The following is a 20,491-nucleotide window of genomic DNA, read 5'->3' as shown; positions in this document are numbered from 1 at the left end:
CGGTTCTGCGGCGCGGTTCTGCGGCGCGGTCTCACCGCCCGGGCGCTCCCGCGCGCAGGCCGTCCATCACGAGGTCCAGGAGTCGAGCGGCGCGCGGTTGCCAGTCCGAGCCGGGATCGATCTGCCACAGTCCGGCGATCGCGAGGAGGAAGTCGTCCGCGGTCACTCCCGGGCGGATCGTGCCGGCCTCCTCGCCCGCGCGGAGCAGGAGTTCGGCGGCGGAGGTCACCGGGGCGTGTCCCGGTTTCGCCGGGGAGCCCGGTGCGCTGGTGGCCTGGCGGATCGCGTCCGCCAGGCCGGCCTTCGTCATCGCGAACCGGGCGAGACGGTCCATCCACTCGCGCAGGGCCTGGTCGGGCTCCCGGGTCCTGAGCAACTCGGCCGCGGTGTCGGCGACCTGCTGCATCTCATGGCGGTAGATCTCCAGGACGAGCGCCTCACGGCTCGGGAAGTTGCGGTAGAACGTGCCCTGCCCGACCCCCGCCTTCTTGGCGATCGCGCTGAGCGGGGCGTCCGCGCAGCGCGTCAGTTCGGCCACCGCCACGTCGAGGATGCGCTCGCGGTTGCGCTGCGCGTCCGAGCGCAGAGGTGCGTCCTTGTTCTGCTGCACTCGTATCTCCTCGCGGGCTCGTGACCGAATCCCGTCCTTGCTAACCGGACAGCTGTCCGGTACGTTTCCCAGGTAGGCGGACAGCTGTCCGGTAACGCACACGATAGCGGCGGACGGATCCGCATCGCTACGCACCGCGCCATCTCCCTGTCTCTCGCCCCTCGACATGCTCCGGAAACGCGAAAGAAGGCTGACCATGGCCCCAGCCCGCTCGTCGACGCACAGCGCCATCACCTTGAACATCAACGGCGAGAAGTACACCCTGACCGCCGACCACCGCACCACCCTGCTCGACGCCCTGCGCGAGCGCCTCGATCTGACCGGCACCAAGAAGGGCTGCGACCAGGGGCAGTGCGGGGCCTGCACCGTCCTGCTCGACGGACGCCGGGCCGTCTCCTGTCTGCAACTCGCGGTGGCCGCCGAAGGACGTGAGATCACCACCATCGAAGGCATGGCCGAGGGCGACCGGCTGCACCCCGTTCAGCAGGCGTTCCTCGATCTGGACGGCTACCAGTGCGGCTACTGCACGCCGGGCCAGATCTGTTCGGCCGTGGCGGTCATAGAGGAGCACGCGGCCGGCTGGCCGAGCGCCGTCACCGACGATGTCCACCCCGAAGCGGGACCACCGCCACTGACCGCCGAGGAGATCCGCGAGCGGATGAGCGGCAATCTGTGCCGCTGCGGAGCGTATGTGTCGATCGTCGAGGCCGTGGCCCGCGCGGCCGCGGCCGAGACCGCCCGGACCACGGAGGAAGCCGCGTGAAGGAGTTCGGATACCAGCGCGTCCACGACGTCTCCGGCGCGGTCGCGGTGCTCGGCGCCGATCCGGACGCCCGCTTCCTCGGCGGCGGCACCAACCTCGTCGACCTGATGAAGACCGGTGTCGAGCGGCCCGCACGGCTCGTCGACGTACGAGAACTTCCCCTCGACCGGATCGAGCCGACCAGGGACGGCGGCCTGAGCGTCGGGGCGACCGTCACCAACAGCGACCTCGCCGTGCACCCCGAAGTCCGCCGCCGCTACCCGGCGTTGACCCAGGCCGTGCTGGCCGGGGCGTCCGGGCAGCTGCGCAACATGGCCACCGTCGGCGGAAACCTGCTCCAGCGCACCCGCTGCGGCTACTTCGCCGATGTGACCAAGCCCTGCAACAAGCGCGTCCCCGGCAGCGGTTGCCCCGCCGTCGAGGGCGAACACCACAACCACGCGATCCTCGGCGTGTCCGAGCACTGCGTGGCCACCCACCCCTCGGACATGGCCGTGGCGCTGACCGCCTTCGACGCGGTCGTTTCCTACGAAACAGCCGACGGACCCGGCGAGTTGCCGCTCGCCGACTTCTATCTGCCGGTGGGGGACACCCCGCACCTGGAGACCGCCCTGCCGGCGGGGGCGCTGATCACCGGCGTCACCCTGCCCCCCGCCCCGGTCGCCGCCCGCTCCCGCTACCGGAAGGTGCGCGAGCGCGCCTCGTACGCCTTCGCCATCGGCTCGATCGCCGCCGCGCTCGACGTCCGGGACGGCCTCGTGCGCGAGGTACGCCTGGCCTTCGGGGCGGTCGCGTCCCGGCCCTGGCGGGCCCGGACGGCGGAGGGGGTGCTGACCGGGGCCCCGGCCGACACCGTGACCTTCGCCGCCGCCGCGGACGCCGAACTGGCGGCCGCGAAGCCGCTGCCCCACAACGCCTACAAGGTCACCCTGATGCGCAACCTCGTGGTGGCCGTGCTGACCGAACTCGCCGAGGAGACCGCCCGATGACCGCACCCACGGCGCACAGGAGCTCCGTCGGCACCGCGCACACCCGGGTGGAGGGCCGCGACAAGGTCACCGGCGCGGCCCGCTACGCAGGAGAGATCCCCTTCGCCGAACTGGCGCACGGCTGGCTGGTGTTGTCCACGATCGCCTGCGGCCGCATCCGCTCGGTCCATACGGCCGCGGTGCTCGCCATGCCGGGCGTGCTCACCGTCCTGCACCATGAGAACGCCCCGCGTGTCGACAGCGGCCATGTCGGTGTGCTGGGAGTTCCGCCGGATCCGACCGCGGTGCTGTTCCAGCACGACCGGGTGCCCCACCTGGGCTGGCCGGTGGCCCTCGTCGTCGCCGAGACGTCCGAGCAGGCCAGGGAAGCCGCCGAGGCGCTGGTGGTGGACTACGAGAAGGAGCCGCACGACATCGCGTTCCCCGGCGAGCGCCCGGACGCGCACCCGGTGGACGGCCATGTGCCGGCGGTGACGGAGAAGGGCGACCTGGAGGCGGAACTCGCCGCGTCCGCGGCCGTCGTGGACGTCGAGTACACCACCCCGGAGGAGCACCACAACCCGATGGAGCCGCATGCCGCGACGGCCCGCTGGGACGGCGGAAGGCTCGACGTGTTCGACTCCAACCAGGGCAGCACCTGGGTCGCGGACGGACTCGTGAAGCTGTTCTCGCTCGATCCGGCCTCCGTGCGGGTGCGCTCCGAACACGTCGGCGGCGGCTTCGGAAGCAAGGGCGTCCGCGCCCACCAGGTGGCCGCGGTGATGGCCGCGACCGCCCTCCAGCGCCCGGTCCGGGTCGTGATGACCCGCCGTCAGATGTTCTCGCTCGCCGGCTACCGCAGCCCCACCACGCAGCGGGTCAGGCTCGGCGCCGACGCCGACGGGAGGCTGCGCGCCCTGGAGCACGACTGTCTGAACCTCACCTCGACCGTGTACGACTTCGTCGAACCGGGCGCCGCGGTCGCCCGCGCGCTGTACGACGCCGACGCCCATCGCACCGCCAACCACGTCGTACGGCTGGATGTGCCGACCCCGACGTGGATGCGCGCGCCCGGCGAGGCACCGGGGTCGTTCGCCCTGGAGGCGGCGCTCGACGAACTCGCCGAGAAAGCCGGCATCGATCCCATCGAGCTGCGCGTACGCAACGAGCCCGAACGGGGTCCCGTGTCCGGACTGCCGTTCAGCGACCACCACTTGCCGGCCTGTTTCCGCGAGGGCGCCCGCAGGTTCGGCTGGGCGGAGCGGGATCCGCGTCCCGGGCTGCGCCGCGAAGGGCGCTGGCTGCTGGGCACCGGCACGGCGGCGGCCTCCTTCCCCGCGGGAGCCGCACCGTCCACGGCGGCCGTGACGGCGGAGGCGGACGGCACGTTCACCGTGCGGATCGCCGCGTCGGACATCGGCACCGGGGCGCGCACCGCGCTCACCCTGATCGCTGCCGACGCGCTGCGGACGGAACCGGAACGCGTCCGGGTGCGGATCGGGGACAGCGACTTCGGACCCGCGTTCCTCGCCGGCGGCTCGATGGGCACCCGCACCTGGGGCTGGGCGGTCATGGCGGCCGCCGGTGAGCTGCGGGAGCGGCTCGTCGCGGAAGCCGCCGTACCGCCGGAGGGGATCACCGTACGGTCCGACACCACGCAGGCCGTCGCCGCCCTCGCGCAGAAGGAACGGCATGCGTTCGGAGCGCAGTTCGCCGAGGTCGCCGTCGACGTCACCACCGGCGAGGTGCGGGTGCGCCGTATGCTCGGCATCTTCGCGGCGGGCCGGATCGTCAACCCGCTCACGGCGCGCGGCCAGCTCGTGGGCGGAATGACCTGGGGCATCTCCATGGCCCTGCACGAGGAGGCCGTACGGGACCAGGTCACGGGCGGCCACTACGGCGCCGACCTCGCCGGCTACCACGTCGCCACGCACGCCGACGTACCGCACATCGAGGCGGACTGGCTGGACGAGGCCACGGACGCGGACGACCCGGTCGGGATCAAGGGCATCGGAGAGATCGGCATCGTGGGAGCCGCGGCGGCGATCGCCAACGCGGTCTGGCACGCGACCGGCGTCCGCCACCGGCAGCTGCCCATCCGGCCGGACCGGGTCCTGACGGCGGGCCCGCATGCTTGACATCGCCGAGGAGTTGCACCGCTGGACCGAGGAGGGCCGGGACTACGCCGTGGCCACCGTCACGGCCGTCGGCGGCAGCGCACCGCGAGGCCCCGGCGCCGCCCTCGCCGTCGACCGCGACGGCACCGTCGTCGGCTCGGTCTCCGGCGGCTGTGTGGAAGGCGCGGTGTACGACCTGTGCGTCGCCGCGCTCCAGGACGGCCGCACCGTGCTCGAACGGTTCGGATACAGCGACGCGGACGCCTTCGCCGTCGGTCTGACCTGCGGCGGGGTCATCGACGTCCTGGTCACTCCGGTCGGCGCGCAGGCACCCGTCCGGGCGGTGTTCCGGTCGGCGCTGTCGGCCGCCGTCCGGGGCGAGCCCGCGGCCGTCGCCCGGGTGGTCCGGGGACCTGCCGGACTGCTCGGCAGGACTCTGCTCGTGCGGCCCGACGGCTCGCACGACGAGGCGTACGAAGGTGGTTTCGGCGGTCCGGCCGAGCTGGACCGGACCGCGGCCGCCGAGGCCCGGGCCCTGCTGGACACCGGGCGCACCGGCACGGTCGACCTGTCGGAGGACGGATCGCACTGCCCCGGCGGCCTCACCCTGCTCGTCGAGTCGAGCGTGCCGGCCCCGCGCATGATCGTCTTCGGTGCCATCGACTTCGCCGCGGCGCTGGTGCGCGTGGGCAAGTTCCTCGGCTACCACGTGACCGTGTGCGACGCCCGCCCCGTCTTCGCCACACGGGCCCGCTTCCCCGAGGCCGACGACATCGCCGTCGACTGGCCGCACCGCTATCTGCGGCGCACCGAGACCGACGGCCGCACGGTCCTGTGCGTGCTCACGCACGACGCCAAGTTCGACGTACCCCTGCTGACGGCGGCCCTGCGGATGCCGGTCGCGTTCGTCGGGGCGATGGGCTCGCGCCGTACCCACACCGACCGCGAGCGGCGACTGCGGGAGGCCGGTCTCGGCGCACGGGAACTGGCCCGGCTGCGGTCGCCCATCGGCCTCGACCTCGGTGCCCGGACGCCCGAGGAGACCGCCCTGTCCATCGCGGCCGAGATCGTCGCGGCCCGGCGCGGCGGGACGGGCGTCCCGCTGACCGGCTCGGGAACGCCGATCCACCGTGACGGGGGAGAGCGGGGCGCGGTCGCGGCGGCCTGACGGGCGGGACACACCCCGACTGGTGCCGCCCCGGACGCGGGCGTACCGTCGAACGGGTGAACCGCAGTGGACGGAACCGTTCACTGACAACTCGCGAGGGTTCGTGGAACCCCCGAGAGCGCGACATGCCATGAGCAGCAGCCCCCAGCCGGCCTCCGCAGAGCAGACCACCGCCCGGGAAGGCGGCGGTGGCGGAAGCGTGATGGCGCTGCTGGTCATCGCCTCGTGTCAGCTGATGGTGGTGCTGGACATCACCATCGTGAACATCGCTCTCCCGCACATCCAGAGCGCCCTCGACTTCTCCACCACCAGCCTGTCCTGGGTGATCAATGCCTACACGCTCACCTTCGGCGGGCTGCTGCTGCTCGGCGGCCGGACCGGCGACATCCTCGGCAGACGGCGTGTCTTCATCTTCGGTGTGCTGCTCTTCGTGCTCGCCTCCCTGCTCGGCGGGCTCGCCCAGAACGAGGCCCAACTCCTCGGCGCACGTGCCCTCCAGGGGGTCGGCGGCGCCATCGCCTCCCCGACGGCCCTCGCCCTGATCAGCACGACCTTCCGTGAAGGCCCGGAGCGCAACCGGGCGTTCGGGGTCTTCGCCGCCGTCTCGGCGGGCGGCGGCGCGATAGGCCTGCTCGCCGGCGGCATCCTCGTGGAGTGGCTGAACTGGCGGTGGGTGCTCTTCGTCAACGTCCCGATCGGACTGCTCATCGCCCTCGCCACGCCCCGCTGGATCAAGGAGTCCGCACGCCATCCCGGTCACTTCGACATCGCCGGTGCCCTGACCTCCACGGTGGGCATGGTGCTGCTGGTGTACGGGTTCATCAGGGCCGCGCAGGACGGCTGGCGTGACACCCTCACGCTCGCCTCCTTCGGCGCGGCCGCCGTCGTTCTCGCGGTGTTCATCCTGATCGAACGGCGTTCCAGACAGCCGATCACACCGCTGCACATGTTCGCCGACCGCAATCGCGCGGGCACGTACGGAATCATGCTGTGCCTCGCCGCAGCGATCTTCGGCATGTTCTTCTTCCTCACGCTCTTCGTGCAGAACGTGCTGGACTTCAGCCCGCTGCAGGCCGGGCTCGCCTTCCTGCCGGTCAGCGCGGTCATCGCCATCGGCGCCGGGCTCGCCTCCCGGTTCCTGCCCAGGTTCGGCCCCAAACCGTTCATGGTGGTGGGCGCGGTCCTCGCCTCGGCGGGTCTGGCCTGGCTGACCCTGACCGACGTCCACTCCACCTACGCGGGCAGTGTGCTCGGCCCGATGCTCGTGTTCAGCCTGGGCATGGGCATGGAGTTCGTCTCGCTCACCCTCATGGCGCTCTCCAACGTGTCCGTCCAGGAGACCGGCGCCGCCTCCGGACTCCTCAACGCCACCCAGCAGGTCGGCGGTTCGCTCGGACTGTCCATCCTGGTCACGATGTTCGGCACGGCCAGCAACAACGAGGCGGAGAAACAGGTGTCGGACTTCCTGGCGCAGGCCGACCCGGTCGAGCGCATACGGTTCGAACGCACCGGGCAGCTTCCCCCGCCCTGGTCCGACGAGGTCCTCACCGCCGGAGCCTCGGCCGCCTTCGTCATGGCGGCGATCTTCACCGTGCTCGCCGCGCTGATCGCCATCGTGGTCATCCAGGTCCGCGCCTCCGACCTGCAACGCCTTCAGGGCAGTGCGGGGCCCGGCCCCGGCTGAGACGGGAAACGCGATGGCGGGGGTGTGTCAGCGCGGAGGCGACGGCGTCGGGACCAACCCGAGCTGCTGGGCGCGCAGTACCGTGCTGATGCGGTCGCGGGTGCCGAGTTTGCGGTAGATCTTCTCGATGTGCTTGTGGACCGTACGGTCGGAAATCCCGAGGCGACGGCCTATGGCGGCAGCGGTCAGCGCGTCGGTGAGCAGGAGCAGTACGGTCTTCTCCCGGGACGTGAGGGCGGCATCCTGAGTGGCAGCGGGCCCGGCGACCCGCTGCCAGCGCTCCAGGAGCAGCCGCTGCTGCTCGACGGCCGCCAGCAACGGCTGTACCTGCTGGGCGATCCGGAGGTGGTCGTCCGTGAAGTCCTCGCCGGAGCGGTAGACGAGACAGCCGGTGATCGGGGCGCTCGACTGCGGCAGCGGGACGGCCAGCACATGATCCGCGTCGATGACCTCGTCGATCAGACGTGCCGTCGGACTCGCGGACCACCCCGGCCCGGCGGCATGACGTGCCGTCACCGGCGCTCTGTCGTCCCCGGCCGCGTAGTGCCGCGCGAAGGGGAACCCGGCCCGCAGCAGGCCCAGGGACTCTTCCCCCAGCCTGCCGAACTCCGAGGCGGCGCCGGGCGACACACCGACCGTGCCGCCCCTTTCACTCCAGTCGTCCAGTTTGTAGATCAGGGCCTCGCCGCCGCACACCTCCGGCAGCGCGGCGGACACCAGGGGCCACAGGTGCGCGGGGTCACGCTCGTGGAGTGCCGCCACGGCCACCGTGACCATGCGTTCGTAGGCTCTGTGCAGCCCCTGTGCCACCTGTCCCGCTCCGCTCGTCCGGCCGACCGCGTACGCAGTTCTCCCCATACCGGTTCGGCCTCTGTCCGGCCCAGACTTGTGACCCGAGCGACCCCGGGCACCATGGACGTTCTCGGACTCACTCCAGCACATGGGCGTCACGGCGGTCGCGGCGGGGGGAACAGCGGGCCGCCGGCACGGGGGACCGGCGGCCCGCACTCCTGGCCGCTCCTTCACACCGGACCACCGGATCTCAGGCGAGCCGCACCGCTCCGCGGATCGCCGACTCTCCGACGCTGTGGACCGACTCCTCGCGTATGTACCGTCCCGGGCCCGGCGCGTGGATCATCAGGCCGTTGCCCGTGTAGAGGCCCACGTGCGTCAGGTCGTCGTGGAAGAACAGCAGGTCGCCGGGCTGGACACTGCTGAGGGGGATCACCGTGCCGGCGTTGGCCTGGTCGGGCGCGCTGCGCGGGAGTGCGACGCCGGCGGCCTTCCAGGCGGCCTGGGTGAGGCTGGCGCAGTCGTACGAGTCCGGGCCGGTCGCGCCCATGACACACGGCCTGCCGGTCTGGGCGCGGGCGAAGTCGAGGGCCCGCTCGGCCTTCGGGCCGTTGACCGGGTCCGCAGCGCTCACGGTGCCGACGGCGCCCGCGGGAGTGCCGGGGCCGTCCGTGGTCGCGGCCGGCCCGGGGAACGGCTGCTGTTGCTGCCAGGCCGCCTCCCCGGTCTGCAGGGGCCACGCCCCGCTGTCGGCCGGTTGCTGTTGCGGCCATGCCCCATCGGCGGCCGGTTGCTGTTGCGGCCATGCCATGGTTTCGGCCTGCTGCTGGGGCCAGGCTGCGGTCTCGGTGGCCTGCTGCTGGGCCCATGTCGCGGTCTCGGTGGCCTGCTGTTGGGGCCAGGCTGCGGTCTCGGTGGCCTGCAGCTGGGGCCAACCCACTGTCTCGGTGGCCTGCTGTTGGGTCTGTGCTCCGGGCTCGGACAGCTGCTGTTGGGGCCAGGCTGCGGTCTCGGCGACCTGCTGTTGGGTCCATGCTCCAGGATCGGTCGGCTGGTGCTGCGGCAGCGCCACGTTCGCCGCCTGCTGCGGCCATGCCTCCTCCGCGGCGGCGGGGCGAGCCGGCTCCGGCGTACCCAGCCAAGTGCCGTCCGCCGGTGCGGCCTCGAGCGCGGCGACCGGTGCCGTCTGCTGCGCGGCGTGCCCGGACAGCAGCTCACGGGCCGCGGCGAGCTTGAGGAGGCTCTGCTCCTTGGAGGTCCGCAGCGACGCCCGCTGATCCCCGGCCGTCGCTGCGGGCAGAGCCAGGGGCGCTCGCCCTCCCGCCTCCGGTGCGGCAGGGAGCGCGGGAAGGGAAGCGGAGGCGGACGAGGGGCCCGCGGTCAACTCCAGTACGGGCCTGGAAGCCGCGCCTGCGGGCAGCTCGCGCGCGTCGGCGGGAGCCCGCTCGGCCGTCAACTCGGTCAGGACAGCCTGCCGTTCAGCGGAACGGGACGGCGGTGCGGGCGTAGGCGTCCGGTCGGGCGGCAGCACCGCCGGGACGGTCGGGCCGAAGCGTGAGCGCGCCACGTCGAACCACTGCTTGGCCACTTCGTCGAGGGCGGGGTCGGAACCCCCGGACCCCTTGGCGGCCGTCCCCACGGCGCGGCGCGTACCCGTCGACATTGCACGGGTCGCGTTGTAGTTCCCGGTCGCGGTCTCGGCCTGGTCGTAGAGCGTGTTGACCCGCTGCTGGACCTCGTCGCGGCTCGGTCCGTCGTCCCCGGCCGCGGCGTCGGCCGTCTGGGAGAACAGGGCCACCGAGGTGAGCGCCGCCGTCGCGAGGGCGGAGTTGCGCATGCCGGGCAGGCCGAGACCTTTGGGGCGCGATGTTCGTTCCGGCGCCATGGGGGACGTACTCCTTCCGTGCTCCGCCTACCGAGTTAGCTGTCGGGTTCGGGCGGACGAATCCGGAAGGTGTGCCCTACGGCCCTTGCCCCGAAGGGCAGTTGGGCCGATTCACCCCATGTTTCGGTTGGGTCCCCGGCTCCGGGCCGCCTTGCGGCGCGCCGGACTCGGCGGAGGCTGCGCGACCCGGCGCTGGTCCGCCGGAGGGAGTCGAACAGCCTGCCGTCAACCTAGCCAACTTGTGTACCTCGTGTGAAGGTTGAAGCCCCGAATGTCCGATACGTAATTGTGACCTTCGTTGTGGCGGGATGTGACCTGGGGTTCAGCGCGCGCCGCGGACGGAGCGGCCCTCGGCGTCCGGCCGTTCAGCCGCCGCGATGTGCGCGACGATCGGACCCGAACGTGCGGCTGCTACGGTCCATTGCCGAAGGCCACGGACGCCATGGGCGGCACGGACGTACGGAGGTCCGAACGATGCGACAAGGCTCCGGCGAGAGCCCGGGGGCGGCGGCAGCACGGCTCACCGGGCTCCGCGTGGCCGGCGAGCGGCGGTTGTCCGGGGCGCTCGCCCAGCTCACCCTCGACGACGGCCGGGCCGTGATCGTCAAGTCCGGTGACGCCCCCGGATCCGTGCGTGCGGAGGCGGCGGGGCTGCGCTGGCTGGCCGACGCGGGTGCGGTCCGGATCCCGGCAGTGCGCGGCTGCGACGCGCGGTGGCTGGTCACCGACCATGTCCCGGAGGGCCGCCCCGACGCCCGCGCGGCGGTGCAGTTCGGCCGCGACCTGGCCGCTCTGCACGCCGCCGGGGCGCCCGCCTTCGGCGCCCCACCGCCCGACGGCCCGAATGACGCGTACATCGGGCGCGCCCCGATGCGCAATGTCCCCGGCACCGACTGGCCGGGCTGGTACGCCGAGCACCGCGTGCTGCCGTACCTGCATCAGGCGGTCGACGACGGCACGGTCCGCCCGGCCGAGGCGGCTCTCGTCGAGCGCGTCTGCGAGCGGCTGCCCGAGCTGGCGGGTCCGGCCGAAGCGCCGGCCCGGCTGCACGGGGACCTGTGGAACGGCAATGTGCTGTGGGGTGCTGACGGACACGCGTGGCTGATCGACCCGGCGGCGCACGGCGGGCATCGCGAGACCGACCTGGCGATGCTCCGTCTGTTCGGCTGCCCGCACCTGGAGGCGGTGCTGGACGGCTACCAGCAGGCCGCCCCGCTCGCCGACGGCTGGCGGGACCGGACCGGTCTGCACCAGCTCTTCCCGCTGCTGGTCCATGCCGTGCTCTTCGGCCGCGGCTACGCCGAACAGGCCCTGGACGTGGCACGGGCGGCGTCGGCGGGATGACCGCCGGCGCCGCCCGGTGCGAAGTCGAGGGCGAGGAAAGCGAAGGGGCTAGTTCCAGGAAGTTGTGAGAAGGAAGCCCGTTCATGGCCTCGCCGCGTCCCACGCTAGCAGTCAGCCCGGGATCAGGTCGCGCAGATTTTCGGGAGTGATGACCCGGGAGTCCGGGTGGAGACCGTCGGGGCGCTGCAGACCGATGTAGGTGACGGGTCCGTCCGGCACCGTCCTGCCGTCCCACTCCGTCACGGTCGTCGCCGTCCCGCCGCACATCAGGTCGACGAGATAACGGACCGTGAGCTGCTCGCGCTCGACGATCCCGCGCAGCAGCGTTGCGACCGACACCCGGTTCTCCTCGACCCGGTTGGCCGACGGAGTGCCCTTCAGATACAGGTGCAGCCACTTGGCGTGCCACCGGCCGTCGCGCCCCCGCCGGAACGCCAGCGGCAGCGCGACCCGGCCGGGACCGCGCAGCTCCGACTTCATCCGCACGGTGCGCGGCTCGAACGGGCGGCCCTGCTGCTCGGCGTCGCGCAGCATGAACCCGAAGAACGACTCCTCGACCTCCTCGAACCCCTCCCCGGAGAAGATGTTGACCTGCGGGACGATGAACGTGCCGCGAGCCGCGCCCAGGCGCAGGTTGATGAACTCCGAGGCGCCGTCGGGCGCTTCGGTGATGTCGCCGGAGTGCTCGCCCTCCCGGTCGGTCAGGGTGGTGTAGGACAGCCAGGTGATCGTCTTGTACCGGGCGTCCAGCAGCAGGGCCGACAGGTCGTAGTCGGTGGTGCGTTCGGTCTGCTTCCAGTACACGAAGAACCGCAGCAGTTCGCCGTCGACCGGGGAGACGGAGCCGCGCGGCAGCACGCCGAGACCGGATGCGGTCGCCTTGCCGCTGAGCGGGAGCGCGACGTCGAGGACGTCCGGGTCGACCAGCAGCCGGCCCGGGTCCGGGAGCCGGCGTCGCATGTCCGCGTCGAGCGCGGCGATCAGACGCTCGCGGTCCGCCGGCTGCACGGGCGGGCGGGCGTCGCCGGTGACCCAGGCGCGGCCCGTACGGTTGACGAACACACGGCGGGCACCGGGCTTCCCGGGCAGGCTGTCCTCGCCGCGGTTGTGCAGGTGCTCGCGGAGCGACAGCGCCACCCGGCCCGAGACCAGCGGCGCCACCTGCTCGACGGCGCCGATGACGGCATCCCGCTCGTCCTGGCCGACGGCCGAGCGCAGCAGCCGGTCCAGCGAACGGAACAGCTTTCCGGGCGCGGACTTCAGCAGCATCGCCGCTCCGGTGACGTCGCCCCGGTCGAGCAGCTCCTCGACCCGGCTGTCGATGGACCGCGCCTCCTTCTCCCCCCGCGCCACGGCGAACACGTCCGCGGCGTGCGGCCAGCGCGGGTACTCGTGCGGATGGAGGCGCTCACCGAGCCGCTTGAACGCCTCGCGGTGCGCCGTGACGTCGGCCAGCTTGGCGGGGGCCGCAGCGACGACCGAGTCGAGTCCCGCAAGCAGGGCACGGCGGACCGGGCGGGGCAGGGAGCGGAACCGGGTCGGCTCCTGAAGGGTCACGTCACCGCCGGAGACCGCGCACGCGAGCCGCAGCACGTCGGTGACGGTGTCCAGCAGAAGATCCGCGCCCGCCGCAAGACGGGCCCGGTTGATGACGGCACGGTTCTCGCGGACCGGGATCGCCTCCGGCTGGGGGCCGTCCACGCACCGCCCGGCCAGGATCTCCAGGTCGCGCAGACCGCCCTCGCCCAGCGGAGTGGCACTGCCCGCCAGCTTCAGGTACAGCGCGCCGGTCTCGTCGTCCAGGGCGCCGCCCAGGTGCAGGACCGTCATGCGGTCGCCCGCAGCGGCGATCAGCTCCTCATGGGCCGTGAGCATCTCGGCATACGTGTGCCGGTAGTTGCCGTAGGACGGGAGGGTGAGCAGATCCACCACTCCGCCGCGCAGCTGGTCGAGGGTCCGGGCGCGCGAGGAGTCGTCGGCGAGGGCCTCGGCGATGCACCGCATCCAGAAGTCGAAGGTGTCCGGCACATTGGCCGGGAAGTCGACGAAGTAGACGTTGTGCCGGACGTGGTCGCCGACGATCTCACGGACGGTGGCGAGCGTGCGTACGGCGGTGCCGACGACCGTGCCCTCGGACAGTCCCGACAGGCGCTCCAGCAGGCCCGCGGAGAGCTTGAAGCCCACGGACATCAGCGCGGCGTCGAACTGCCGCGCCGCGATGTCGCCCGACCCGGCGGGTCCCGAGGGGGAGGGGAGCCGGTGGGTGTGCCGGACGACCAGCGGTTCGAGAGTCTGAGCCATTCCGGGATGATCGCAGAAGCGTTCGACCCGGTGCATGGGGATTTTTCCTGGGTCAGGAACCCTCGCGCTCGGCGTTCCTCTTCTTGATGCGCGCCGCTTCCTTGCGGACCTCGGCCTGGGTGGCGCGCTCCTTCTCCAGCCACTCGGGACTGTCGTGCTTCAGCGCCTCGATCTGCTCGGTGGTCAACGCCTCGTTCACGCCGCCGCGCGCCAGACCCGCGATGGAGACGCCCAGCTTCGCCGCGACCACCGGACGGGGGTGCGGGCCGGTGCGCCGCAGCTCCAGGAGCCACTCGGGCGGATTGGCCTGCAGCTCGCTGAGCTCGGCGCGCGAGACGACGCCCGCCTGGAATTCCGCGGGGGTGGCCGGGAGGTACACGCCCAGCTTCTTCGCCGCGGTCGCGGGCTTCATCGTCTGGGCGGTCTGGTGCGACTTCATGGCGTCAAGCCTAACGACCGCGGACGGGACGTCCGACCATGCCGGGTAGCCTGGCCTGGTGACAGGCTCGGAAGCACCTCCCGCGTTCCGGCTCGCGTACGTCCCCGGCGTGACCCCAGGCAAGTGGGTGCGGATCTGGAACGAGCGCCGGCCCGACGTGCCCCTGACGCTTCTCCAGGTGCCGGCCGCGGAGGCATCGGAGGTGCTGAGCGGCAAGGACGCGGACGCGGCGCTCGTACGGCTGCCGGTGGACCGTACGGTCTTCAGCGCGATCCCGCTCTACACCGAGACGACGGTGGTCGTGGTCCCCAAGGACCACGTGGTGACGGCGGCCGACGAGGTGTCCGTCGAGGATCTCGACGACGAGATCGTGCTGCACCCCCTCGACGACGTCCTCGACTGGGAGGGCCCGCCGGGCCTTCCCGCGTTCGAGCGCCCCGTCACGACAGCGGACGCCGTCGAGTTGGTGGCGGCGGGCATCGGCCTTGTAGTCGTCCCCCAGTCGCTGGCCCGGCTGCATCATCGCAGGGACCTGACCTATCGCCCGGTCGTGGACGCCCCGCAGTCGGGGGTCGCCCTGTCCTGGCCGGAGGAGGCGACCACCGACCTGGTCGAGGACTTCATCGGGATCGTCCGCGGCCGCACGGTCAACAGCACCCGGGGACGCGCCAAGCCCCCGGCCGCCGCTCAGCAGGAGCGCAAGCGCCCCGAGAAGAGCGGCGGGCGCAAGCCCGCGCAGGGCAAGGCCTCCCGGGGCGGTGCTTCGGGAGGTTCGAAGGGCGCGCGGCGGGGCAGGCCACGGCGCCGGTCGTAGCCCGCCCCGTCGGCCGGTCTCTCAGGGCGCGAACGTCGCCGCTTCCTCGGTCGGGCATCAGCCGCCGCCGCTTGTCGGCGAACAGACCCTGACCGAGCGTCACATCCTGGAGGGCGAAGGGCCGTACGGTCCCGGCGGACGGAGGTACCACCGTGCCGGCGGCGTCGGCCCGGCCGGTTCCCCTGTGCGACAGCCCGGGCGCGGCCACGGCGAGCGCCACGGCGAGCGCTTCGGTCTGCAGAAGGGTCCGTCCGGAGAGGGGTGGTGCCGTGTGTGCGCCGCCTGGCCCGCATCAACGCCGACCGCGAACCGGAGAACGACTTCCGTCCCAGGCAGAACATCCGGTTCCGTCTCAGCCAGAACATCCGGCCGGCCAGGACACCGGGCCCCTGAGGCCTCACCGCGCAGTCGTGGAAGCCGAGCGCACCAGCCACTCCCAGGCGGCCCGCGCCGTGAACTCCGTCTGGCCGCCACGCAGCAGCAGGTCCGCGGTGGCGAACTCGGGGGCGCCGGACTGCGCGGCGATGTACGGGATGGCGATACAGCGCATTCCGGCCGCGTGAGCGGCGGCGGCGCCGGGCGCGGCGTCCTCCAGGACCACGCAGTCGGCCGGAGCCGTGCCGAGCCGGCGGGCCGCCTCCAGGAAGACGTCGGGCGCGGGCTTCCCGCGTGCGACCTGGTCCGCGGAGACGACGGTCGGCAGATATGCGCCGAGGCCCGTGCCGGCCAGGATCGCCTCGATGGCCTCGCGCGACGAACCCGAGGCCACGGCCATCAGGACGCCCTCACCGGCCAGCAGCTCCACGAACGTCCGCATCTCGGGGTAGGCGTGCGTGGAGGTCCGGGCGAGCTCCAGATAACGGCGGTTCGTGGTCGCGAGGAGTTCCCGCACGGAGGGCCGCAGCCCGTATCGCTCCTTCAGCAGGGCGACCGTGTCCAGGGTGCTGATCCCGACGAACCGCTCGTGCTGCGCCCAGGTGAAGTCCGGGACGCCGTGCTCGGCGAGGGTCCGCCGGTTCGCCTCGTAGTAGTTCGGCTCGCTGTCCACGAGCGTTCCGTCGAGATCGAAGAGGACCGAAGTGTCGCCGAGGCTGCTCATGGCCTCAGGATGTCAAAGGTCATTTCCGGGCGGCGCGCCCGACCGACTCCACCAGCGGCAGCAGCCGGTGCGGGACGCGCTCTCGCAGCGCCACCTCGGTGCGGGTCCGGACCACACCGGGCAGGCTGATCAGCTTCTGGATCACGTCCTCGAGGTGGGCGTTGTCCCGCGCCACGACCCGCGTCAGCAGATCCCCGCCGCCCGTGATCGAGAACGCCTCGACGATCTCCGGTACGGCCGCCAGCTCGTCCCCCACTTCGTCGAGATGGCCTTGGGTGACCTCGATGTGCACGAAGGCGAGCACGGGATGGCCCAGTGCGGCGGGGGACAGCGACGGCCCCGTGCCGGTGATCACACCGTCCCGCTCCAGCCGGTCGAGACGGGCCTGCAGTGTGCCGCGTGCCACGCCGAGGACGCGGGCGTACTCCCGCACGCTCGTACGCGGCTGCTCCAGCAGCAGCCGCAGGATGCGGGTGTCGAGCTCGTCCACGGCCATGGTCCGGTCTCCTCGTGCCTGGTCCGTTGGCTCGTCGGCGGACGTGCCGGGACCGTTATGTCCGTGCCAATGGTCCAGCATTCTAGGCGCCACTTGAGCCAGGGGCGGCCTTGATGCTGTGATGGACGTGTCGATGGCGCTGCGGATCCCGCGGCGCCTTTTTCATGCCCGTGTGCGCAGGGGAGGACAGCAGTGCTGAAGAGGGCGTTCGTGGCTCCGGACCCGGGGCGGGCGCGGCTGCGCTTCGCCGCACGGGCGGTCCTGGGCGTCGGACTGGCGGTCATCGTCTGCGGCCTGGCCGGACACTCCCTCGTCGGCGCAGTCACCGGTGGGCTCGCCGCGATGCTCGCCCTGTTCACCGTCACGGACACCACGGTCCGGGACCAGATCGTCACCACCGCCCTGCTGCCGGCCGTCGGACTGCCCGTGCTCGCCGCTGCGGCCGAGCTGCACGACCACCCCGTCGCACGCGATCTCACCTTCCTCGCCGTGACCGGCGCGGGCGTGTACGCACGGCGCTGGGGCCCGCGCGGGCACAGCCTCGGCGTGTTCGCGTTCATGACCTTCTTCGTGGCGCAGTTCCTGCACGCGACCAGCGGGCAACTGCCGGAGCTGTACGCCGCCGTCGTGCTGTCCGTGCTCACCGCCGCGGCGGTGCGCTTCGGCCTGTGGTGCTACGAGCGCCGCCTGCCTCCGGCCGCGGTACCCGCCCCGCCGGCCGGCACCGGCCTCGCCCGTGTGACCACGCGCCAGGCCGTCCAGGCGACCGCCGGCGCGGGCTTCGCCCTGGTCGTGGGCCAACTGGTGTCCGGACAGCGCTGGTACTGGGCCGTCGGCGCGACCTGGTGGATCTTCGTCAATACCAGCTCGCGCGGCGAGACCCTGGTCCGCGGCTTCCGCCGGATCCTCGGCACGGTGATCGGCATCGGCCTCGGCCTGCTCGTCGCCGTCCCGCTGGACGGAGCCGCCCTCCCCACCGCCGTGCTCCTCGCGGGCTGCGTCTTCGGCATCTTCTACACGGCTGCCGTGTCCTACACCTGGATGATGCTGTGCGTGACGCTGCTGGCCGAGCTCCTCTACGGCCTCCTCGGCGTCCTGAACCCCGCCCTGCTCGCCCTGCGCCTCGCCGAGACCGGTGTGGGGGCGCTCGGCGCCGCCCTTGCCGTGATCCTCATCCTGCCCGTCACCACCCACACCACGACCGACGCCTGGATCCAGCGGGCCCTGCGCTGCGTCCACGTCTGCACCGCCGAGGCCGCCGCGCGCCTCGCCGGGGCCGACGGCGCGGACCCGGCCCGGCGCGTGGCCGAACTGGAACAGCTGCTCGGCCGGGTACGGCTCTCGGTCGCCCCGCTGGTGCACCCCCTCAATCCGATGCTCGGGCGCAAGCGGCGCGCCCGCCGGGTGCTGGCCCTGCTCGACGACTGCGCCCGGGAGATCCGCGGCCTGGTCGCCGTCGCCGCCGACCCGGAGGCCTCCCACGACGCCCGTCTGGCCGCCGCCTGCTGGCGTGTCGAGGCGGCGGTGGAGGCGCTCACCGGCGGCCCGGCCGAGCACGTCGGCGTCCACCCGGCCGAGCCGCCCGTGGCCGAGCCCGCGCTGGCCCATCTGCACGGCCTGGAACGCGCCCTGGCGGAACTGGCCGCACCATTGCGCACCCCGAGCGGCCCGGGCGGCTCGCCGCTCATCGGGGCCTAGGACGGCCCAGGACAGGTCTCGGGCGGCCGGAGCCGGTCCATTGCGGGCCGGTCGAACCTCGGCCACTTTGGTCTAGACCGATGGTGATCGACTGCTACCGTCGACCCCGAGCAGGCACAGAACCGGAAGGGGACTGCGGTGACAGACGGCGGCGGGCGGCGGCGGGCGTTCATCGGGTCGTTCACGGCGGCCGGAGGTCCCGGGATCGTGACGGCGGCCGTGGCCGCCACCGGCGCGCTGATCCCCCTGAGCAGCCTCGACGGCCTCCCCGATCCGTCCTACCTGGCCCTGTCGGCCGACGGCGGCACGCTCTACGCGGTCAGCGAGACGGCGGACGGTGCGGTGGCCGCGTACCGGGTGGACGGCGACACGCTCGAACCGGTCGGTCCGCCGGTGCCGGTCGACGGCAGCGGGCCCACCCACCTCAGCCTGTTCGCCGAGCATGTCCTGACCGCCAACTACGGCTCCGGGAGCGTCACCGCCGTCCCCGTCCGCACGGACGGCACCCTCGCGGCCGCCGCCTCCCATGTGCTGGCCCACACCGGCTCGGGCCCGCACACCCGCCGCCAGCAGGGACCGCACGCCCATCATGTGCAGCCCGACCCGAGCGGTCGGTGGGTGGTCAGCGTCGATCTCGGCACGGACTCGGTGCGGGTGTGCACCCTCGCGGACGGCCGCCTCGAACTGCGTCGCGAGACCGCCCTGCGCCCCGGTTCCGGACCTCGCCACCTCGCCTTCCATCCCACCGGGCCGTACGCCTACGTGGTCAACGAACTCACCCCGACCCTCACCGTGTGCCGCTGGGACGCGGAGGACGGCGCGCTGAAGCCGCTGACCGAGACACCCGTGCTGCCCGGCGCCCCGTCGGGCGACGCCTACCCGTCCGGCATCCTCACCTCGCCCGACGGCCGCTTCGTATGGACCGCGACCCGCGGCGAGGACGTGCTGTCCACGTTCGCGGTCGAGGGGGACGGGCTGCGGCTGCTCGGAACGGCGCCGTGCGGCGGCCACTGGCCACGGGCCATCGCCGATTCGGGAGGCTTCCTGTACGTCGCGAACGAACGCTCCGGCAACATCACCTGGTTCGCCGTCGACCCGGACACGGGGCTGCCGCGCTACGAGGGCTCCATGGACGTGCCCGCGGTGTCCTGCGTCGTCTTCGGCTGAGCCTTTGCAGGCACCCGGGCAGAAGTGCACGAAAAGGCCCGCTCCTGCGACCGGAGCGGGCCCTTCGGTGTGCTGACGAGGGTTGCCGTGCGTGTCAGCGGACCTGCGCACCCTGCGGCTGCTGCGGGGCGATGCCCAGCGCGGTCGTGTACTTGGCCAGCGCCAGCTTGCCGATGGCCGGGTACGGGCCCAGCGCCTCGGCGGCGGAGCAGCCCGCCTCCCTGGCCGCCTCCGCGATCAGGGCCGGGTCGATCTCCGGTCCGATCAGGTACGGCGCCAGCGCCAGCTGCTGCGAACCGGAGGACCGCAGCTGCTCGGCGACGGAGGCGATCGAGCCCTCCTGGTCGAGGGCCGCCGCCATCACCGGCACGGCCAGGCGCGCGGCGAGCAGCATGCCGGTGATCCCGGCGGCCTGCACGGCCTCCTCGCCGCCCACGGAAGCCAGGACGATACCGTCCGCGGCGGTCGCCACGGTGAACAGGCGGGCACGGTCGGCGCGGGCCAGACCGGCCTCCGACAGACGCACGTGCAGCGCTTCGGCGAGCAGCGGGTGGGGGCCCAGCACATCGGTCAGGTCCGCCGCGACGCGGCTGTCCATCACGGCCTGGCGGATCCGGCGCAGCAGCGCGTTGTCCGGACCGGCGAGCAGCGGGACCACGACGGCGACCGGGCCCTCGGGCTCCTTGACGTCCAGACCGGCGGCCTTGGCCTGCTCGTAGCGGGCGGTGCGCTCCTCCGCGGCGTGGGTGAGCACGGCCTGCAGGGTCGGGAACTCGGTGTCGTCCCCGTCGAGGTACCCGATGCGCGCGTCCAGCCCGGGGAGCTCGGAGCGGGCGATGCTCACGACCTCCTCGGCGAGGCTGCGTGTGGCGATGCCGGGGGTGCCCGGCACCACGAGGACGAGCGCGGGGGCGCCCTCGGGAGCCGCCAGGGGTTCGGGTCGGCGGTGCCGCCCGGGCTGGCGGGGTCGCGGCATTCGTACTGGCAGGCCGGACTCGGGCCCAGTGGGGGAGCTCATGGCGCCGCATGTTACTGGTTTCCGGGGTTCCCCTGTTCGGGGAGGGTGCAGCTGAGCGGTATCCGTCCTGTTTTGTCTGATGAGTTACGGACGGATCAGGAGTGATCAGCCCGAATTTCCTGCGACAG

General features: G+C 72.7%; 17 protein-coding genes and 1 riboswitch. Of the genes, 9 read left to right on the top strand and 8 right to left on the bottom strand.

Features of this window, described 5'->3' with window-relative positions:
* Positions 1-31: 31 nt before the first annotated feature.
* Complete coding sequence (locus F7R91_RS18880) at positions 32-610, bottom strand: TetR/AcrR family transcriptional regulator (RefSeq protein ID WP_150950228.1); 579 nt, start codon at positions 608-610, stop codon at positions 32-34.
* 196 nt (positions 611-806) lie between these two features.
* Here F7R91_RS18880 and F7R91_RS18875 point away from each other — a divergent pair, with 196 nt between their 5' ends.
* The 5 genes from F7R91_RS18875 (at position 807) to F7R91_RS18855 (ending at position 7,310) form a co-directional block, all read left to right on the top strand.
* On the top strand, positions 807-1,373 hold the full coding sequence (locus F7R91_RS18875) for a (2Fe-2S)-binding protein (protein ID WP_150950227.1): 567 nt from the start codon (positions 807-809) through the stop codon (positions 1,371-1,373).
* Positions 1,370-2,362: an FAD binding domain-containing protein gene (locus tag F7R91_RS18870; RefSeq protein ID WP_150950226.1), complete on the top strand. Its 993-nt coding sequence runs from the start codon at positions 1,370-1,372 to the stop codon at positions 2,360-2,362. The genes F7R91_RS18875 and F7R91_RS18870 overlap by 4 nt, the downstream gene beginning before the upstream one ends.
* Positions 2,359-4,479: a xanthine dehydrogenase family protein molybdopterin-binding subunit gene (locus tag F7R91_RS18865; protein ID WP_150950225.1), complete on the top strand. Its 2,121-nt coding sequence runs from the start codon at positions 2,359-2,361 to the stop codon at positions 4,477-4,479. The genes F7R91_RS18870 and F7R91_RS18865 overlap by 4 nt, the downstream gene beginning before the upstream one ends.
* Positions 4,472-5,626 (top strand): XdhC family protein, encoded by a 1,155-nt coding sequence (locus F7R91_RS18860; protein WP_150950224.1) that lies wholly within the window; start codon positions 4,472-4,474, stop codon positions 5,624-5,626. The genes F7R91_RS18865 and F7R91_RS18860 overlap by 8 nt, the downstream gene beginning before the upstream one ends.
* 130 nt (positions 5,627-5,756) lie before the next feature.
* Positions 5,757-7,310 (top strand): MFS transporter, encoded by a 1,554-nt coding sequence (locus F7R91_RS18855; RefSeq protein ID WP_191971546.1) that lies wholly within the window; start codon positions 5,757-5,759, stop codon positions 7,308-7,310.
* A 27-nt stretch (positions 7,311-7,337) separates the two neighbouring features.
* Here F7R91_RS18855 and F7R91_RS18850 read toward each other — a convergent pair whose 3' ends face one another.
* On the bottom strand, positions 7,338-8,087 hold the full coding sequence (locus F7R91_RS18850; protein ID WP_150950393.1) for a helix-turn-helix transcriptional regulator: 750 nt from the start codon (positions 8,085-8,087) through the stop codon (positions 7,338-7,340).
* A 265-nt stretch (positions 8,088-8,352) separates the two neighbouring features.
* Positions 8,353-9,987 (bottom strand): NlpC/P60 family protein, encoded by a 1,635-nt coding sequence (locus tag F7R91_RS42765; protein ID WP_225320688.1) that lies wholly within the window; start codon positions 9,985-9,987, stop codon positions 8,353-8,355.
* Positions 9,988-9,995: 8 nt separating this feature from the next.
* Positions 9,996-10,170: riboswitch (cyclic di-AMP (ydaO/yuaA leader) on the bottom strand.
* Positions 10,171-10,461: 291 nt separating this feature from the next.
* On the opposite strand from F7R91_RS42765, the gene F7R91_RS18840 reads away from it, so the two are divergent.
* Complete coding sequence (locus tag F7R91_RS18840; protein WP_150950223.1) at positions 10,462-11,331, top strand: fructosamine kinase family protein; 870 nt, start codon at positions 10,462-10,464, stop codon at positions 11,329-11,331.
* Between the two features lie 111 nt (positions 11,332-11,442).
* On the opposite strand, the gene F7R91_RS18835 is transcribed toward F7R91_RS18840, so the two are convergent.
* Together F7R91_RS18835 and F7R91_RS18830 are read right to left on the bottom strand one after the other, a co-directional pair.
* Positions 11,443-13,632, bottom strand: a complete 2,190-nt coding sequence (locus F7R91_RS18835) for a TerD family protein (protein ID WP_150950222.1) — start codon at positions 13,630-13,632, stop codon at positions 11,443-11,445.
* Between the two features lie 52 nt (positions 13,633-13,684).
* Entirely contained in the window at positions 13,685-14,071 is a 387-nt protein-coding gene (locus F7R91_RS18830; RefSeq protein ID WP_150950221.1) for a DUF5997 family protein, read from the bottom strand.
* 58 nt (positions 14,072-14,129) lie between these two features.
* Between F7R91_RS18830 and F7R91_RS18825 the strand changes: the two genes are divergently transcribed.
* A complete protein-coding gene (locus tag F7R91_RS18825; protein WP_150950220.1) occupies positions 14,130-14,885 on the top strand; it encodes a LysR substrate-binding domain-containing protein in 756 nt (251 codons plus the stop codon).
* A gap of 397 nt (positions 14,886-15,282) precedes the next feature.
* Here the strand turns inward: F7R91_RS18825 and F7R91_RS18815 are convergent, their stop codons facing one another.
* Both F7R91_RS18815 and F7R91_RS18810 read right to left on the bottom strand, forming a co-directional pair.
* Positions 15,283-15,984, bottom strand: coding sequence for an HAD family hydrolase (locus F7R91_RS18815; RefSeq protein WP_150950219.1), 702 nt, complete (start codon positions 15,982-15,984; stop codon positions 15,283-15,285).
* A 19-nt stretch (positions 15,985-16,003) separates the two neighbouring features.
* Positions 16,004-16,480, bottom strand: a complete 477-nt coding sequence (locus F7R91_RS18810; protein WP_150950218.1) for an Lrp/AsnC family transcriptional regulator — start codon at positions 16,478-16,480, stop codon at positions 16,004-16,006.
* 192 nt (positions 16,481-16,672) lie between these two features.
* Between F7R91_RS18810 and F7R91_RS18805 the strand changes: the two genes are divergently transcribed.
* Positions 16,673-18,178 carry an FUSC family protein gene (locus F7R91_RS18805; protein WP_150950217.1) on the top strand — a complete coding sequence of 502 codons (1,506 nt, stop codon included), beginning with the start codon at positions 16,673-16,675 and terminating at the stop codon, positions 18,176-18,178.
* A 138-nt stretch (positions 18,179-18,316) separates the two neighbouring features.
* Positions 18,317-19,345: a lactonase family protein gene (locus F7R91_RS18800; protein ID WP_150950216.1), complete on the top strand. Its 1,029-nt coding sequence runs from the start codon at positions 18,317-18,319 to the stop codon at positions 19,343-19,345.
* Positions 19,346-19,439: 94 nt separating this feature from the next.
* Here F7R91_RS18800 and F7R91_RS18795 read toward each other — a convergent pair whose 3' ends face one another.
* Positions 19,440-20,363 carry a sirohydrochlorin chelatase gene (locus tag F7R91_RS18795; protein ID WP_150950215.1) on the bottom strand — a complete coding sequence of 308 codons (924 nt, stop codon included), beginning with the start codon at positions 20,361-20,363 and terminating at the stop codon, positions 19,440-19,442.
* Between the last annotated feature and the right edge of the window lie 128 nt (positions 20,364-20,491).

This window comes from Streptomyces luteolifulvus (assembly GCF_008806595.1).
Taxonomy (GTDB): domain Bacteria; phylum Actinomycetota; class Actinomycetes; order Streptomycetales; family Streptomycetaceae; genus Streptomyces; species Streptomyces luteolifulvus.
Note: the sequence above shows the minus strand (reverse complement) of the source record. Positions and strands in the feature narration are given on the sequence as shown.

Bases quoted from the DNA above. Each gene is read 5' to 3' on its own strand.
- F7R91_RS18875 (WP_150950227.1), top strand. From the start codon at position 807: ATGGCCCCAGCCCGCTCGTCGACGCACAGCGCCATCACCTTGAACATC.
- F7R91_RS18865 (WP_150950225.1), top strand. From the start codon at position 2,359: ATGACCGCACCCACGGCGCACAGGAGCTCCGTCGGCACCGCGCACACC.
- F7R91_RS18860 (WP_150950224.1), top strand. From the start codon at position 4,472: ATGCTTGACATCGCCGAGGAGTTGCACCGCTGGACCGAGGAGGGCCGG.
- F7R91_RS18855 (WP_191971546.1), top strand. From the start codon at position 5,757: ATGAGCAGCAGCCCCCAGCCGGCCTCCGCAGAGCAGACCACCGCCCGG.
- F7R91_RS18850 (WP_150950393.1), bottom strand. From the start codon at position 8,087: ATGGTCACGGTGGCCGTGGCGGCACTCCACGAGCGTGACCCCGCGCAC.
- F7R91_RS42765 (WP_225320688.1), bottom strand. From the start codon at position 9,987: ATGGCGCCGGAACGAACATCGCGCCCCAAAGGTCTCGGCCTGCCCGGC.
- F7R91_RS18840 (WP_150950223.1), top strand. From the start codon at position 10,462: ATGCGACAAGGCTCCGGCGAGAGCCCGGGGGCGGCGGCAGCACGGCTC.
- F7R91_RS18835 (WP_150950222.1), bottom strand. From the start codon at position 13,632: ATGGCTCAGACTCTCGAACCGCTGGTCGTCCGGCACACCCACCGGCTC.
- F7R91_RS18830 (WP_150950221.1), bottom strand. From the start codon at position 14,071: ATGAAGTCGCACCAGACCGCCCAGACGATGAAGCCCGCGACCGCGGCG.
- F7R91_RS18815 (WP_150950219.1), bottom strand. From the start codon at position 15,984: ATGAGCAGCCTCGGCGACACTTCGGTCCTCTTCGATCTCGACGGAACG.
- F7R91_RS18810 (WP_150950218.1), bottom strand. From the start codon at position 16,480: ATGGCCGTGGACGAGCTCGACACCCGCATCCTGCGGCTGCTGCTGGAG.
- F7R91_RS18795 (WP_150950215.1), bottom strand. From the start codon at position 20,363: ATGAGCTCCCCCACTGGGCCCGAGTCCGGCCTGCCAGTACGAATGCCG.